Source organism: Hoeflea sp. AS16, assembly GCF_038900095.1.
Lineage (GTDB): Bacteria > Pseudomonadota > Alphaproteobacteria > Rhizobiales > Rhizobiaceae > Hoeflea.
In genome coordinates, this window is the sequence record NZ_JBBMQQ010000003.1 from 146,870 (window position 1) to 162,993 (window position 16,124).

A 16,124-nucleotide genomic window follows, 5' to 3' on the forward strand; every position below is an offset into this window, starting at 1 on the left:
TTACCGACCGAAGTGCTTGAAAAGCGCTATGACGGCTGCACGCCCGATGATGTAGTTGGCTTTCAGATTGCCGCCAATTCGCGCCTGGCCTACCCGCGGCGCCGTCGGCACCGGCAACTGGCTGAGCTGGCCGCCCTGACGCACGATGAACAGCATGAATTCAGTGCCGATGGAGCGATAGCTGTCAAACCATCCGAGCTGCCGGTAATAGCTCATGCGGTAGGCCTTCATGCCGCAGAGCGGATCCTGCAATCCGTAGAATTTGCGCGCCATGATCTGAAACGCAAGTTCCGAAACACGCGGCACGAAATCGCGGATGCCGACCACCAGATCCGCCCCGTCATCAAGCCGTTTGACGAACTCGGGAATGAGGTTTCCGGGCAGTTGGCCATCGGCATCAATGGTGATGGCGTATTCGAACCCCAACGCATCCGCCCGGGCAAACCCCGACGAAAGAGCGCCGTCATAGCCCTGGTTCACCTCATGTGTGACCACATCGGCGCCCAGACTGCGTGACAATTCCGCAGTGCCGTCGGTCGATCCGTCATCCACCACGATGGGTTGCCCGAATGCACGGACTTCCTCAAGCACGGGGGCGATCGTGTCCGCCTCGTTGAGAGCCGGAATGATAATGGCTAGTCGAGGTGCGCCCACGTGAGATGCTCCCCTTTTTTGACCGCTGACCGCAATGGCTTTCCGACGATCTGGTCTTCCATGTAAGGTGCGAAGCCATCTCTGGGACAAGGGCGCAGGGCCTCAAGATCGGCGCTGGAAAGGATTTCGCCCGGGGCGAGATCCCGTGCTGCGCGCAGGCCGCGGCGCTGAACCACAACCGTGTCGACCTCGTTGTCCTCGACCTTCTTGACCCCGTCGCCAAGCGCCATTTCGAGCTCGCGGGTGCGATCCATCATGTCGCGCCATGTACGCGGGTCCATGGCGAACTTGTGGTCCGGGCCGGTGCGGCTCGTGTCATCGGTGAAGTGCTTTTCCATGATCCGGCCACCCAGCGCCACTGCGCCCAGCACGGTCGCGTGCCCCGGGGTGTGGTCGCTCAGGCCAAGGATCATGCCCGGATACATTGCGGCGAATGTCTTGAGCACGTTGAGCTTGATGTACTTGAAGTTCTCGAGGCTGGCCGTGTAGTTGGTGTTGCACTGAAGCAGGGCGACCTTGTCGTTGACTGCGAGCGCTGCCCGCACGGCGCGGTCTGCATCCTCGGCATTGGCGGCGCCGCAGGCGAGGATCGTGGGTTTGCCCTTCCTGGCGACATACTCGATATATTGCGGCCAGGAGACATCGCCCGAACCGATCTTGTAGGCCGGCAGGTGCGGATCGAGCTCGTCGACGAGATCATAGGAGTAGGGCGTGGTAAAAAAGCTCACGCCTGCTGCCTTGGAGGTCATCTTCAGTTCCTCGGTCCAGTCAGGATTGACCGAGGCGGCCTGATAGACCTCGAAAACCGACTTCTCCCACTTCGACTGGTGCGACATGGCTTCAGCCGGCATGCTCTTGAAGCCGACATCGGAGACGATGGATTTGGCCTGGAAATGCTGGAATTTGACCGCGTCCGCCCCGGCATCGGCGGCCATCTTGATCAGGTCCTTGGCACGCTGCAGTTCGCCGTCGTGATTGGCGCCAATGTCGGCGATGAAATAGGTCGGATGATCGAGGCCGACTTTCTTGCCATCAATTTCAAATTCGGCGGCTGGCTTGTTCATTCTCAGTCTCCCTGGCGTCTTTGCATATGACGGAACCGCCTCTAGAGGGTGGCGATCTCGTCTTTCAAATCTGGTAGCGCGACGGAAAACGCCTGCTCGAAGCGTGAAACGTTCATGCGCATATCCCGTGGCCTATAGGCCATAAGCGACATGTCGGCAACGCTGCCCCGGGCCATACATCCGGCATCGAGACCCAGGTGATCGGCGAGCGCAATCGCGAAATCCGCCTTTGACAGGCCACCATGCGAGCCAAGATTGAAAACACCGGAACGCCGCGCCTCAACGGCTCTGGTGATCATTGCCACCAGGCTGTCCAGCCCGAGCGGACTGAACAATACGTCGGTGAACCCCGTGAACACCGTACCGGCGCGCAAGGTCTTTTCCAGCCAGTCGCTGAAACTGGGCCGGCCGGCCAACTGGCTGCGGCCGAAGAAGTTGGTCCGCAATATGGTGGCCGGCATCTTCGAAGCGGCAAGTTCCCCGGCATATTTCGAGAAGGCGTAAGTGTTGGTGATGTGCACATCATCCTCACTGAACGGCCCGCTGCCCTCGTAAACCTGGTCTGTGGAAATCTGCACGAAATGAGCGCCGGAGCGGCCCTCAAGTGCGGCAACCAGGTTTTCAACCAGCTTCACATTGACGTGGTAGGCCTCGTCGGGAACCTCTTCGCAGCGATCCACGTTGGTCAGCGCCGCCAGATTGACAACAACATCGGGTGCGGCGGCCGCAACCAGATCGGCTGCAACCGCTGCATCCGTCAGGTCGCCTGATACATCCATGCCCTTGCTGTTGCCATGAGCAACAACGTCCATGCCGGCAGCGCGCAGGGCCGGCACGAGGCTGTGCCCAAGCATTCCGCTGGCTCCAGCCAAAAATACGCGCATTGAAGTCTCCATGATCGCTTGCGGCCGGTCAGGACAGGCTGGCGATGGTTTCAACCAGAATTTCCGCCTGGCGGTCGGCTTCGCTCGGATCCCAGTAGTTGGTCTTGAACTGCATCAGCCGTGGCTGCAGATCTTCGGCAACCGGACAAAGGCCGGGCTTGTATTTGGCGCGGTTTTCCTCGGAGATGAAGCGTTCGCGGCCAAGCAGGTTCATGTCGCGGAACATCGGCTCGAGATAGGTCAGCTGCCAGGCGCCATAGATGCCGTGGCCGCCACGCGCCTTGAAAGCGTCGCGGACGGTGTTCCAGCTGTGTTCGGGATGCCGCAGCTGCACCACGTAGGTCCAGTAGCTGTTGACGCAATCGGCAGGCGTGAGTTGCGGAACCAGCCAGTCGCAGGTGGCGACAGCGGCATCAAGCTTCTTCGCCGCATCGATGCGCGCCTGCACCAGGGGCTCAATATTCTCGACCTGCGCCAGTGCGACCGCCGCACACAATTCCGGCATGCGGTAGTTCCAGCCCATGGTGACATGGCGCTGGTAGGTTGGCTCCTGGATATCGTCCTTGGTGATCTTGCCCTTCTTGGCGCCCACGCCGGCATATCCGAGCGACTGGACCTTGCGTGTCCGGTCGGCAAGCTCGCCGTCATTGGTGATGACCATGCCGCCTTCGCCCGAAGTCAGGTGCTTCGAGCTCTGGAACGAGAAACTGGCGGCGTGACCGAGCAAGCCGACCATGCGGCCCTTGTACTTGCCCAGGAAACACTCGGCATTGTCTTCAAGCACGAAGAGATCATGCTTGCGTGCAAGATCCATGATCGGGTCCATATCCGGGGACAGGCCGTAGAGCGCAACGGTGATGATGGCCTTGGTCTTGTCGGTGATCCGCTCGGCAATCGATGCGGCCGAAATCTGGAACGTGTCGGGTTCGACATCCGCGAACACCGGCGTCGCATTGGCTTGCAGCACCGCGAAAGTGGTTGCCGACATGGTCAGCGGCGGCACGATCACCTCATCGCCCGGACCAATGCCCTGCGCCTCGAGCAGCGCATGCATGGTTGCCGTGCCGTTGGTGAAGCTGAGGGAATAGTCACAGCCGTAAACCTGGCAGAACAGGTCTTCCAGCCGGCGCGTCATTATGGAGCCCTTGGAGCTGCGAAAATCTGTCGCCAGCACCTCGAGTACATATTTTTCCTCGTTGCCGAAAAGACGCTTGGACGTGGTCATAGGTTTTCCTCATGCACAGATTTGAGATAGCCCTCGTTGCGTTGAGTGCCTGCATTGATTTCCCGCAGTTCGGGCTTTTGCTTGAGCAGGTCGATCACGTCGCGATACGAAAACAGGTTGTTGGTTTTGCCCAATGCGGCAAAGATGGCTCGCATCAGTTCAAGGTCATCTGGCTTGTCGACAGTCAGCCGCCAGTCACTGATATTTTCCGGGTACTCGAAATTCCGCACCTGAAACAGGTCCGGGTTCTTCCAGATGTAGGGCGTGACATGCTCCCGCTCGGAGGCAAGCCTGGCCTCGCGGTCAGCGCGCTCAAGCGCGGAGAACCGGAAGACCTCGATATCCAGCCCTTCGGGAAACGTCGGGTTGAGCGTGTTGCTGCAATAGTCCAGCGCCGGATCGGCCAGAAGCGCCTCGATGCCCTCGTCAATGACCGCGGCATCCTTGAGCGGGTCATCCGCGGTGATGCGCACGATGATGTCAGCTCCGGACTGCCGGGCAGCGCCGATGAAGCGCGACAGGACATCATCGGTCGAGCCGCGAAACACCGGCACATTCAATTCAGCGCCGAGATACCGGGCAAGCCGGTCATCAACGGCTTCCTCGGTGGTGGCAACCACGATCTCTTCAATGTGTTTCGATGCAGCGCAGCGCTCGACGACGTGCCGGATCAGCGGGCGCCCCTCAATGTCGAGCAACACCTTGCCCGGCAATCGGCTGGAACCAAGTCGAGCCTGCACTATTCCAATGATTTTCAAGACTAAAACGAACCTTTCCGCCCGCGATCAGCAAGAGCGTGCAAAAGTCTTGCAATTCTGAGCGCGCTACGCCCATCTGACGGTTTATTAAACCCTTTCATGCCCCTCGGCAAGAGCTCCAGAGCCTGCTTGCGGAGGCCATTTTCGTCCAGCATCGAGGGAATAATCTGCGGCAGCTGGTCTGCTGAAAAACATCCCAGCGCCAGCCCGTGACTGACAAAATCAAGCGGCGCGCGCTTGTTGGAAAAATCGCAGACAAGCGTCGGCGTGCCCAGCAAGGCAGCGTTGACGATGATGTTCGACAACACACAAATCAGCAGATCGGCAGCATGCAACAGGGCATCCAGGTCGCACCGCTCAACCAGCCTCACCCGGTCCGCCAAGCCAAGTCTGGCCAGGAGGTTCCGGAAATAATCCGCGGAATCCGCCGGGTGCAGCTTCAGCACGATTGTGACGTTGTCGATGCTCGCAAGTGTTTCGAGAACCGGGCGCAATTCCTCTTCGGGCCGCTGCAAGGCTTCGGTCGCCACGACAACGAGCGGGGATTGGCCATCCCATTCCGGCACGATGTCGGCCTTCACCAGGGCGACGTCCTCAGGCTTGTTGCGGCCCAGCGAGCCATCGTAGTTCACCGAGCCGACAGAACTGACGGTGTCCGGATCAAACCCAAGCGCCAGCATGTGATCCCGCAACTGGTCGCCATAGACCAGGTGCGATGATGCCGGGAAGTAATCGCAATCGGGACGGTCACCGAGCAGTGCCGGCCAGTAGCCGCAGTCGGGGATGCCCTTTTGCCTCAACCAAGAGAGCGCAAGGCCGGAAATGGGGGTGCCTTCGTTGATCAGCAATCCGGCGCCGATGGGAGCGATATCCTGATGGTAATGCTCCAGCATCGCGCTTGCCGTCGCATGCAGCAGCAACCAGAGGGGCAGATCGCCCTGCAATGAATGGGCAATGCGGACCGTTTGCCGGGGCACGGCATCTGCACTGGCGAGTGCCCGCAGTTGCGCAAAACAGGTCCAGGCAAACGCCATCCACCGCAGGCGCAGCAATGTCGGGGAAAGCTCGACAGGGCACAGGACGGCGATGCCCTTCGATGCCGCGAGCGCCTGAATGGTGCGGTTTGGCGTGAGGATCACCGCTCCCCGGCCCAGCGTTCGCAACTGGTCAACCACGGCAAAAGCCGATGGCGAATTGATCGCCGCCACGCCTTCCTGAACGGCAATCAGGATGTGATCCTTTTCCGGGGTGCCGGTTTCGATTGTGTCCGCCATCGTGCCGGCATCCACCGCCGATGACGCCGGGGTCGAGGGCTGCCTGCGCCGCCTCAGCCTTGACGTCGCGGCCCCGGCGACAAACTGCACCCGGCGCCAGGCGACACGGGCTCTTTCGCTCAACGAGCTGACCCGCGAGACCTTTGCGGGCATGCCCGAAAACGGCTTCGTGGAGCGCGCCGGGAATATCACCATTGTCGGCCGCGATGGATCTGCCAGCAGCGCATCCAGCTGCAGAAACTGGTGAGAACGGTCGGCGATGGAATGGTAATAGGGTTGCAGCAAGCTCTGCAGTTCGCCGCTCAGGCGGGCCACGAATTCGTCCGCCTGGTCATAGGACAGCCGCCAGGCGCGATTGTAGGCCTCGGCACCGAGGGCGCTGCGCCAGTTTTCGATCTGCCGGTCCGCGTCCATTCCCACTCCGTCGAACTCGTCGACGAAGCTGACGACGCGGGCGTGGGGGTGACGGCCAATGAATGCGCGAGCCTGCCTCAGGAGACGTTCACGCGCTCCCGGGGACAGGCGATCGATCGCGCAAACGAGGTGTGCGGGCAGATTGCCATCCTGCCCGGATGTCTCAACCATGAGGTGTTCTCGGGTAGCCGCCGATGCGTTCTGCAAGACCGACCAGCTCGATGGCCTTGTCCAGATCGCACAGCCGTGTGTCCTGCGCTCCGCTCAACCAGGCCTCGTTCTGACGATAGAGCCCGGGCTTGAAACGCTGGTCGAGATCATCGTCGAGCGGAATTTCGTTGACCGCGACTGTTCCCTTGTCGGTGACGTGGAGCTTTTCCAGCGGCCTGAAAATGTAGCGCCGCGAGGGGGTCAGCCATTCAAAGCCCCAACGGCCAGGCGCATCCCAGTTTGCCGAATAGCTGAACGGCACGCCTTCCTCGGTGAGCCCCGCCCCCGCAAATTGCGCCGTCGGGTGCCAATCCAGTTCTCCTGCGGAGATAAACTGGCTGCGCGCCGTATCGGGCAATCCCACGGGCAGGAAGGCCGTATCAATGACATGCATGCTGTTGGCCAGGATCCACCGCGCCTTGGTGGCCTCGGACTGGTTGGTCAGCGTGCTGATGATGTGCGACCATTCGGTAAACTCGAAATTGATGCTGGTGACCTGCTCGCCGCTTTCGGCGATCAATGCCAGCGCCTTGGCCACGGACCCGTAGTAGCGCCGATTGTAACCGACAACGATCCTGGCCCCGGCCGCCGCGGCAGCCGTCTGCAATTGCTGTCCCTCGTCCCCGTAAAGAACAGCCGGCTTTTCGATCATGATCTCGCGCACGCCGGCATTGATGGCGTTGATCGTCTCTTCCGCGAGGCGCTCGACCGGCGCGGCAATGACGAGATGGGTCGGAGCAAACTTGCCAATCGTATCGGCCAGCGGTCCGGCGAAGAATTCAGCGCCAAGCTCTTCGACAGCCCCCTGGTTCCTGGAACTCGGGGCGCAGACCGCAACAGCGCCCACGCCAAGACCTTTGAGCGCTGCGACATGGGCACGCCCCATTTCTCCGGCTCCGGCGACAAGAACGCGGTGGTCGATATTGGGGGACGTGGTCATGAAACAGTTCCTTTTCTCTAAGCCACATTCATAGTATCAGGACGTGGCTGCCCGGGCTCGAATTCGCGGCCTTATTGCCATGCAACCAGTGCGCATTGCACGCTTTTTTTATGAGAAACTGCCTCCGCGCTTCACAAAGGTGACCGATCTGATGGAAATGAAATCTCTGCACACTGACAGCTTTTACGGTTACGACAGGGCGGCCGACAAATTCATGAACGGTGACGAGATCGGCGAACTCGTGCTGCAGGTCAAACCCGCCATGGCCGCGTTGATCGAACGATACGAGCTGGCAAACACCTCGATCATATCCCTCGGCGCCGGTCGTGCTCATGAAGAATTCCATTTCCTCGAATCAGCGTGCTCCGTCGACCTTCTGGATTTGCTGGATCCCGAAGATCGATCCACTCTCGGTGAGTATCCGTCAACGTATTGACGCAGCACAAAGCCCGACCGAAAAGCCGCTGAAATATATCATCAGCGATCTGTATCAGTTTCTTGAAGATGCCGTGACCTCAAGTCAGGCCAAATATGATGTGAGCTACATTTCCAGCTTTGCGCCGGATGAGCTGGATCGGGAGGCTATTCAGCTTTCCTATCGCCGCCGGCGTACCAAAGCGGAAGCCTATGCCAGCTACCAGTCGTGGCCAGAGGGCATGCCGCCGTTTCAACAAGCCATCATGGATGTTGGCCAGCTGGTAAAAGACGGCGGGCTGTTCTTGCTGCAATCCTATCGGGGTGGCGTCGATTGCGTGCTCAACCCGCATTACGGACCAATGGTGCGGGATCAGCTGGCGCGCAACGACCTTTACCTGCTCGAAATCCACTTCTTCACCCAGTCACCCGGTGTACAGCTGATCGCGGCGGTAAAGGGCCAGGATCAATACCGGAAATGGATGGATCGCCTGGCGTCAAAACCCGACCTGCCAGAATTTTACGGACGCTACCCGGACCCGGACATGCGTCGCGACATCAGCCGCTGGAACCCGGAACTGGTGGAAAATCCCGCGCTGGTCAATGCCCCGGCGGAAGGGGTAACCGACACCCCTTTGCCTTCGCAGGACCCTGTTTCCGAAAAGCCCTCAGGTGTATCGGAAGGGCCTCTCAACACCGGCTTTTTCAAGACACTCATGCAAAAGGCGATGGGCGGTCAGGATCGTTGACAGGTTGGGGAGTTCAATCTCCCCTTCGGCCCAAAGTCCCGACACATGATCCATCGGGAGATAATCCATGACGCCGTTTTCGATCACCTCGTAGTCGGCGCCGCAGCGATAGGGCGGCAAGGTGGATTCGGGCTTGCGGACCGCCAGTTCCCATTCAAGCGTGCGCTCATTGATGATCGCGGAGAAATTCTCGCCGGTAATCATCACCAGCGGAGCCACGCTTGATGTGGGCACGCACAGGTTCCGCATCATTCCGCGATCATTGCGCAATTCGAAGGTGCCGCCATAGTCGACAAAACGATCCCCGCGTCCGCTGCGGATGGTGGGTTCAAACAATTCCACATTGCTCACATCTGTCGCACGATCCCCGGTCAGATAGAGGAACAGGTCGATATGATGGATGCCGTTGCCGCCAATACCATAGGCCCCACCGTGGACGCTCATGTGCACCTGATCGGCAGCATCGCAAATGGCCTTCAGCCGATGGAAAGGGGCCCACGCCCGGCGGGTGAAATTACCCGAGATTTGCGCATCTGACATACCCTTCTGCGCGAACAGGCCGGCATAGGCTTCCACTTCATCTGGGTTGGATGACAGGGGCTTTTCCAACAGAACCCGCTCCGCCTGCGCTGCGCCGAGAAAACGTTCGACATTGCCGAACCGCAAATCCGCATGCTCGGTAAAGATCGCGGCGTGATAGGCGTCGGTGCCAGCCTCGACCCGCTGAACCAGGCTTTTGTCGAGCGTGTTCCGCTCAAGATCCGCGGCCAGCGCCTCGTGTGCGGCATCACTGGGATCGAAACAATCAACATGATAGCCTTTGCGAACGAGACCGACGACATGACGTCGTCCCATGATGCCCAGCGCTGATACATATGCCCGTTTCATTGAAGACCCCGTCCTGTTGATGCTTTTTGACATGGCCTGCTCACAGACCAAGCGATACGGCCTTCATGCCGAGGCAAGGCGCCCGCGTCAATAATATTCCTCGACCATGACAACACCGGGCGCACCATTGCCGCCTTGCCGCGTGCCTGCCCCCGGCAAGGCCTCTCCACCACCGCCACCACCACCATAGTTGCAGCCGCTGCGGGCGGGATAGCCTCCCGCACCGCCGCCTCCGCCGCCGCCCAGCAGCGCGCTGCCGCCGTTTCCGCCGGCTATGGCGGCGGCCGAAGCAAAGGAACCCGACTGCCCCCATCCGCCCTGCAGGTTAAGATCACCGTCTGCGCCTTCGCCAAATGCTCCACCGGCTCCGCCTGCGACAGGACCTGCATAGGCGCCGCCACCGCCACCGGTGGCGGAACAATGAGCGCCAAAATAGGAGGCTGCACCTGAGTTCCCGGACGAACCGTCTACCCCGTTTCCGCCAGCGCCAACCGTAACCGCAACGGTCGGGACCGCTGACACGTCGATCATCTTGATGCTGGCGCCTCCCGCGCCACCGCCTCCGCCACCACCGGTCGCCGCGCCGCCGCTGTTGCAGCCGCCGCCACCGCCTCCGCCACCAAGCACGGTCACCTTGATCCGCACACAACCGGTTGGCCGGGTCCAGGTTCCCGAACTTGTAAACACCTGCAAGGTGGGCGGCTGACTGCCCCCGCCAAGGCCGCTGACACCGGAGGGGAAGCTGACAATCCCCGTTGTGTTGTCGATGACAAGGGAGTCATTCCAGCTTGCGCCATCGGCGCTCACCTTGAGATGATAATTGTCGTCACCGGCAAGCCCCATCTCCGCCCGGCCGGAAAAGCCGTTCTGCATCAGAACGGCGGCGGTGTCGGACACCCCGGCCTTGTTGATGATGACCTGGTGGCCGCCCCCTTCATGGCTGAACAGGCTCGCGGGACTGGCAACGCTCAGCCGGTTGGTCGTGTCGGCGGTGGAATTTATGCCGACAAGGCCGCCTGTTGCCGGATTGAGCACTGCTGCACCGCCGGCCCCCACGGTGTTCCACAGCGTGCCATTCCACACCACGAGCACCTCCTCGTCAGCCACCCAGCATCGCCACCCTTGTTGCGGCGTGAAAAATTCCCAGTCCCCGTTCTGGAAAGCGGCGATCAGATTGTCCTTGCCGATCCAGCCGCCGGAAGCACCGGCTGCAACGAGATAGCAATCCCCCTCGCCCGGTGACACCGGAGGGCTCGTCAGGTCGCGGTCAACAACAGACAGTTGCGCGATCACGTCGAGGCTTTGCAGTGCCTGGTTATGGGTTACATGCTTGAGAGCCTGATCGGGCATGATGTAGGGCAGAGCCAGTTTCGGAGTGTTATCCATGTCATCTCATCCTGTTCAATGGCGCGAACGAAGATGGACATTTTACCTCCGCGGGACGCGGCGTGGATCAAATGGGTTTGTCGGACAGCCGTTTCCTTGCTAGTCGTCGACCACCAAACATCCCGGAACCGCCTACAATGATCGCGGCCATACCGCAGAAATCGCCATGACACCGCATATGGACAAATTGTCGAACCAGAGATTGTCCCGGCTGGACAAGGTGTTGCTGGATATTCCGCGCTCCACCGACGTGACGGCGTGGCGGATTGACGGTCTCGACCTTTGGCCCCTGTTCGTGACGGTGATCGCCGGCTTGGCGCTGCACATCGATATTGGCTATCGCCGTGGCCGGATCCGGGTTGGCAGCAAGGCGTGGCAGGCTGCCATCCATGCGGATTACAGGATACGTCCATCCCTCGCCAGACTGTTCAAGCGCCGGCATGCAGCCCCGCCGCGGATCATCACCCACAAATTGTCTGACGCCATCCTGCTGGTTGGCACAAGGCATCATGGTCGCGGGATCGGGGATTATCACGTCATCCCGCCCCTGGATGTGCCTTCGCTGGCCTTGCGTGCCGCAGGCCAGGATACGGTGCAATGGCTGATTGACGCCGGTTCCGATGATCACGTGCTGGCAAGGCTGGTCCAGCAGCCCACAAGCGGCATCGCGGCCATCATGAATGATATTCAGGCCAAGGCGCTTAACGGACGGCAGAGTCTCGGGCAGCTCGACGACATGCCGGGCATGCGCCAATCCCTTGTCGAAATCGGCGTACTGCTACAGCTCAAGCCGGCTTTCCTGATGATGTGGTTTGCCCGCCAGGTTGATCTGATGCTGTCCGCCTTCCGTTCATTTGGCGAGGTCTTTGACCAGCAGGGTCACCCGAAGACCCTGGTTATCGTCGCTGGCGGCTACTGGTGGTCAGCCGGGCTTTCGGCAGCCGCACGGGCACGCGGAACCGCTGTTGTCGAGATCGAACATGGCGCCGAGCGCCCATGCGCCCTGACCGCGCAAGGGCAACTGCATCATTTTTCACGGTTCAACACGGCACCCGAAGCTTTGGTCTCCTGGTCGGTACAGGACCGCGGCGACCCAAGGTTTCTTGCTCTGGGACCTGTGGGAAATCTGCTTCCGGCATTGGCGAGGGCGCACCCCGCAACAGCACCGGGCCACCCCACTGCGCTGGACCAAACCATTTGCAATCAGGAAGCCGCACTGGCCAAACGGGCCGGGTCGTTTCAGCGCGAAGTGTTGATCTCTTCGGATGATGCCAATGCCGATGCGTGGATTGCCGATCTCGTGAGGAGATTGCCTGACGACACTTTTTGCTGGATTCGCAGGCATCCCGCGGAACGGGACCGACCGTTGCTCGGCGCCGACGGGTTGGACCCAAGCCGCTACGATATCGAGCTTGCATCCGGTGTTTTGCTGCCACTGATCCTGTCGCGGGTCGATGCGCATTTTACCCGGTTCTCCGCAGTTACGCTCGAGGCCGCGGCAATGGGCGTTCCAACGCTTGCGACCCAGCCCTATGCGGCCGCCTTGTTTGGAGCCCATGTTCCTCCGGAGCTGTTCAAGCTGATGGACGCGGAAACGGATATACCGGGCGAACTGGCCAGGCTGCCGCATCGCCAGGCCGGTGACCGGCGCCAGCCAGAACACGCTCCGGACGAGCTTGTGGCCTTCATTCAGTCGCTTGCTGCGAAGAATGTGCCATCGAAGGCCTGATACGCGCCGGTGTCCGGCGGTCTTGCCCCTCGGCAGACATGACCGCCGGGATTCACTCCGCGTCGAGCAATTCCCTGTAGACGTCTAACGTCTGTTGCCCGATCGGCTCATTGGCGTACAGGTTTTCAGCGAGCTCGCGCCCTGCGGTTCCCAATTTGTGCCGCAGGGCCGCGTCACCGCACAACGACGCCAGTGCTGCCGCGAGTGGTTCCGGTTGACGTGCAGGAACAAGCAGACCGTTGATGCCGTCCTGAACCGCCTGACGGCAGCCGGGAACATCGGTGGTTACAATCGGCTTGCCGCTGGCCATGGCCTCCAGCAGGAACTTGGGCAACCCCTCCCGGTAGGAGGGGAGGCAGGCGATGTGGCTGTTGGCAAGAATCCCGGCAATGTCGGTCCGGTGGCCGAGCCATTCCACGATTCCTTCCTCGGCCCAGGCTTTCAGCTCGTCTTCGCCGACCGTGCCGCGGTTGTTCGGATCCGGCGCACCGACCAGCTGCATCCGCACCGGCACGCCGTCGCGCTTGAGGATCCGTGCAGCCTCGACAAATTCACGCACCCCCTTGTCAACCAGCATGCGCGCGACCAGAACCACCACCGGTGGACCAGCCGGCTCGGGGTGGACCCTGAACAGGGCCGTATCGACGCCGGCACCGGGAATGAGCCTGGCATCGCGCCGCCGGATCGCGCCGCTGTCGACCAGGGCTTCCAGATCATCGGAATTTTCGAAGACCACCTTGCTGCCGGAAGGATTGAGAGACAGCTTCAAGGCCAGGTAGAGAAGCGGCTTGAGTATTTGCGCGCGCAGTGCCGACGAGGAAAAGAAATACCCCATGCCGACCGGCGCGTTGACGATCCGGGTGATGCCGAGCGACCTGGCCGCAAGCGCTCCCAGCACGATCGGCTTGAGAGCGACATTGTGAACGACCCAAGGGCGGTGGCGCTTGAAAATCGCCCGAATGGACAGAAAATCCCTTATCGCCGCAAAAGGATTGAGACCCCGCCGGTCAATCGGCACGGATTCAAACTCAAATCCCATTTGCCTGATCTTGTCCGCCGATCCGTTGTCACGCGCGACGATGACACAGCTGTATCCTGATCGCTGAGCCAGCCGGGCGCGATCAAGGAAATGAGACAGGAAGAACCAGTCTTCGGATACAAACAGGATCAAGCGAAGCTTTTTGCCATCTGACTGCATTAAATCTCTCTATCTTCTGCGCCATCCCGCCGGCCATGGATTGTCCCCGGCTCGGCAAAGCGGGATATGGTCAATTCGTTTTTCCTGCAAAATGCCGGCGACGCGAAGGACACTTGAATTCGCACCGCAAATCCGGGATGCCAACCGGAACTGGCTGGCTCCGGGACCACGTTCACCTGGTATCCGGCCAACATCGCCCCGGCTCCCGGCCTGTATAACTGTGGCACTCCGGTTTGCAAACCGGCATCGTCCGACGATGCGAGCAACGGCTGAACTGCGGCTTTGTATTCTCCCGGGATCGACTGCCCGGCTTCAGCGAAAAGGGCATCTGCGGACTTCGCAACGACCCGCCGGGACTTCCGGTTTCTGCAATCGAGAGCTCCGGCACTGGAAATGTTTGTGTCTGCGTCATGCATTGAATCTGTTTCCGCGATTGCCTTTTTCTACCGGACTGCTAAATCGCGAGCTATGACCAACACGCCCCTATCCCATATTCGCAATTTTTCGATCGTCGCTCATATCGATCACGGCAAATCAACGCTGGCTGACAGGCTGATCCAGACCTGTGGCGGCCTTGCCGATCGCGAGATGAGCCAGCAGGTTCTCGATTCCATGGATATCGAGAAAGAGCGGGGGATTACCATCAAGGCCCAGACGGTGCGTCTGCACTACAAGGCCCAGGATGGCGAGATGTATGTGCTAAACCTGATCGACACGCCGGGCCATGTCGATTTCGCCTACGAGGTGTCGCGGTCGCTCCGGGCCTGCGAAGGCTCGCTGCTGGTGGTTGATGCCAGCCAGGGCGTCGAAGCGCAGACGCTGGCCAATGTCTATGCAGCCCTTGATGCCGACCACGAAATCGTGCCGGTGCTCAACAAGATCGACCTGCCGGCCGCCGAACCCGAGCGGATCAAGGAACAGATCGAGGAAGTGATCGGTCTTGATGCATCCGACGCGGTGATGATTTCAGCCAAGTCCGGCATCGGAATACCCGATGTGCTGGAGGCTATCGTCAAGCGACTGCCTCCACCAAAGGGCGGCGATGTGAAGGATCCGCTGAAAGCGATGCTGGTCGACAGCTGGTACGACACCTATCTCGGCGTCATCGTGCTGGTGCGCGTCATCGACGGCGAAATGAAAAAGGGCCAGCAGATCCGGCTGATGGGCACCGATGCCCGCTACACGGTCGAGCGGATCGGCATCATCACCCCGAAGCTGGTGACCGTCGATACGCTGGGTCCGGGCGAGATCGGCTTCATCACCGCCTCGATCAAGGAAGTGGCCGACACCCGCGTCGGTGACACCATCACCGAGGAGAAGCGGCCGACTGCAGAAGCGCTGCCGGGCTTCAAGCCGGCGCAGCCGGTGGTGTTCTGCGGCCTGTTTCCGGTCGATGCTGCGGACTTTGAAGACCTGCGCGCCGCCATGGGCAAGCTGAGGCTCAATGATGCCTCGTTCTCGTTCGAGATGGAAACCTCGGCTGCGCTGGGCTTCGGCTTCCGCTGCGGCTTCCTAGGGCTTTTGCACCTCGAAATCATCCAGGAACGGCTGGAACGCGAGTTCAATCTCGACCTGATCGCCACCGCCCCGTCGGTGGTCTACCGGATGAACATGACCAATGGCGACGTGCTGGAGTTGCACAACCCGGCCGACATGCCCGATGTGGTCAAGATCAAGAGCATCGAGGAGCCCTGGATCAAGGCGACGATCCTGACGCCGGACGAATATCTCGGCGCGATCCTGAAACTGTGCCAGGACCGCCGCGGCATCCAGACCGACCTCTCCTATGTCGGCAAGCGGGCGATGGTCACCTATGCGCTGCCCTTGAACGAGGTGGTGTTCGATTTCTACGACCGGCTGAAGTCCATCTCCAAGGGCTATGCCAGCTTCGACTACCAGATCACCGGCTATCAGGAAGGCGATCTGGTCAGAATGTCGATCCTGGTCAATGACGAGCCGGTGGATGCGCTGTCGATGCTGGTGCACCGCTCGGCCGCGGAAAAACGCGGCCGCGCCATGTGCGAAAAGCTCAAGGACCTGATCCCCCGGCACATGTTCAAGATCCCGATCCAGGCTGCCATCGGCGGCAAGGTGGTGGCGCGCGAGACGATTTCGGCAATGCGCAAGGATGTGACCGCCAAGTGCTATGGCGGCGACGCCACCCGCAAGCGCAAGCTTCTCGACAAGCAGAAGGCCGGCAAGAAACGCATGCGCCAGTTCGGCAAGGTCGACATCCCGCAGGAAGCCTTCATAGAGGCGCTGAAGATCGGCGACTGATGCCTGTCGCGGTCAAGCGGACCGTTTTGAAGGCATAGTTTCAGCGTCCATTGCGCATGT

At 60.5% G+C, this 16,124-nt stretch carries 14 protein-coding genes; 4 read left to right on the plus strand and 10 right to left on the minus strand.

The annotated features are described in order from the left end of the window. The 7 genes from WNY80_RS09270 to WNY80_RS09300 are packed head-to-tail and all read right to left on the minus strand — an operon-like array spanning position 1 to position 7,423. A complete protein-coding gene (locus tag WNY80_RS09270) occupies positions 1–654 on the minus strand; it encodes a glycosyltransferase family 2 protein (protein ID WP_342887083.1) in 654 nt (217 codons plus the stop codon). Further along, positions 636–1,718 (minus strand): N-acetylneuraminate synthase family protein, encoded by a 1,083-nt coding sequence (locus tag WNY80_RS09275; protein ID WP_342887084.1) that lies wholly within the window; start codon positions 1,716–1,718, stop codon positions 636–638. Before WNY80_RS09275 ends, WNY80_RS09270 begins: the two co-directional genes overlap by 19 nt. Positions 1,719–1,759: 41 nt before the next feature. Beyond that, positions 1,760–2,614, minus strand: coding sequence for an SDR family oxidoreductase (locus tag WNY80_RS09280; protein WP_342887085.1), 855 nt, complete (start codon positions 2,612–2,614; stop codon positions 1,760–1,762). Positions 2,615–2,630: 16 nt separating this feature from the next. Continuing rightward, the gene (locus WNY80_RS09285; protein ID WP_342887086.1) at positions 2,631–3,827 is read right to left on the minus strand and encodes a DegT/DnrJ/EryC1/StrS family aminotransferase; all 1,197 of its coding nucleotides are present in this window, start codon (positions 3,825–3,827) and stop codon (positions 2,631–2,633) included. Next, positions 3,824–4,567, minus strand: a complete 744-nt coding sequence (locus tag WNY80_RS09290) for a glycosyltransferase family protein (protein WP_342887087.1) — start codon at positions 4,565–4,567, stop codon at positions 3,824–3,826. Before WNY80_RS09290 ends, WNY80_RS09285 begins: the two co-directional genes overlap by 4 nt. Positions 4,568–4,587: 20 nt before the next feature. Next, the gene (locus WNY80_RS09295; RefSeq protein ID WP_342887088.1) at positions 4,588–6,444 is read right to left on the minus strand and encodes a hypothetical protein; all 1,857 of its coding nucleotides are present in this window, start codon (positions 6,442–6,444) and stop codon (positions 4,588–4,590) included. Beyond that, positions 6,437–7,423, minus strand: coding sequence for a Gfo/Idh/MocA family oxidoreductase (locus tag WNY80_RS09300; RefSeq protein WP_342887089.1), 987 nt, complete (start codon positions 7,421–7,423; stop codon positions 6,437–6,439). Before WNY80_RS09300 ends, WNY80_RS09295 begins: the two co-directional genes overlap by 8 nt. 43 nt (positions 7,424–7,466) lie before the next feature. On the opposite strand from WNY80_RS09300, the gene WNY80_RS09305 reads away from it, so the two are divergent. Continuing rightward, complete coding sequence (locus WNY80_RS09305; RefSeq protein ID WP_342887090.1) at positions 7,467–7,859, plus strand: hypothetical protein; 393 nt, start codon at positions 7,467–7,469, stop codon at positions 7,857–7,859. Then, the gene (locus WNY80_RS09310) at positions 7,756–8,586 is read left to right on the plus strand and encodes a hypothetical protein (RefSeq protein WP_342887091.1); all 831 of its coding nucleotides are present in this window, start codon (positions 7,756–7,758) and stop codon (positions 8,584–8,586) included. The genes WNY80_RS09305 and WNY80_RS09310 overlap by 104 nt, the downstream gene beginning before the upstream one ends. On the opposite strand, the gene WNY80_RS09315 is transcribed toward WNY80_RS09310, so the two are convergent. Together WNY80_RS09315 and WNY80_RS09320 are read right to left on the minus strand one after the other, a co-directional pair. Beyond that, positions 8,506–9,474, minus strand: a complete 969-nt coding sequence (locus WNY80_RS09315; protein ID WP_342887092.1) for a hypothetical protein — start codon at positions 9,472–9,474, stop codon at positions 8,506–8,508. The two genes, WNY80_RS09310 and WNY80_RS09315, sit on opposite strands and share 81 nt — an antisense overlap. Before the next feature lie 87 nt (positions 9,475–9,561). Beyond that, positions 9,562–10,860 carry a DUF2793 domain-containing protein gene (locus tag WNY80_RS09320; RefSeq protein WP_342887093.1) on the minus strand — a complete coding sequence of 433 codons (1,299 nt, stop codon included), beginning with the start codon at positions 10,858–10,860 and terminating at the stop codon, positions 9,562–9,564. 166 nt (positions 10,861–11,026) lie between these two features. Here WNY80_RS09320 and WNY80_RS09325 point away from each other — a divergent pair, with 166 nt between their 5' ends. Then, a complete protein-coding gene (locus WNY80_RS09325; protein WP_342887094.1) occupies positions 11,027–12,589 on the plus strand; it encodes a hypothetical protein in 1,563 nt (520 codons plus the stop codon). Between the two features lie 52 nt (positions 12,590–12,641). Here the strand turns inward: WNY80_RS09325 and WNY80_RS09330 are convergent, their stop codons facing one another. Next, positions 12,642–13,760 carry a glycosyltransferase family 4 protein gene (locus WNY80_RS09330; RefSeq protein WP_342887095.1) on the minus strand — a complete coding sequence of 373 codons (1,119 nt, stop codon included), beginning with the start codon at positions 13,758–13,760 and terminating at the stop codon, positions 12,642–12,644. 495 nt (positions 13,761–14,255) lie between these two features. On the opposite strand from WNY80_RS09330, the gene lepA reads away from it, so the two are divergent. Beyond that, a complete protein-coding gene (gene lepA, locus WNY80_RS09335) occupies positions 14,256–16,064 on the plus strand; it encodes a translation elongation factor 4 (protein ID WP_342887096.1) in 1,809 nt (602 codons plus the stop codon). Positions 16,065–16,124 lie beyond the last annotated feature (60 nt).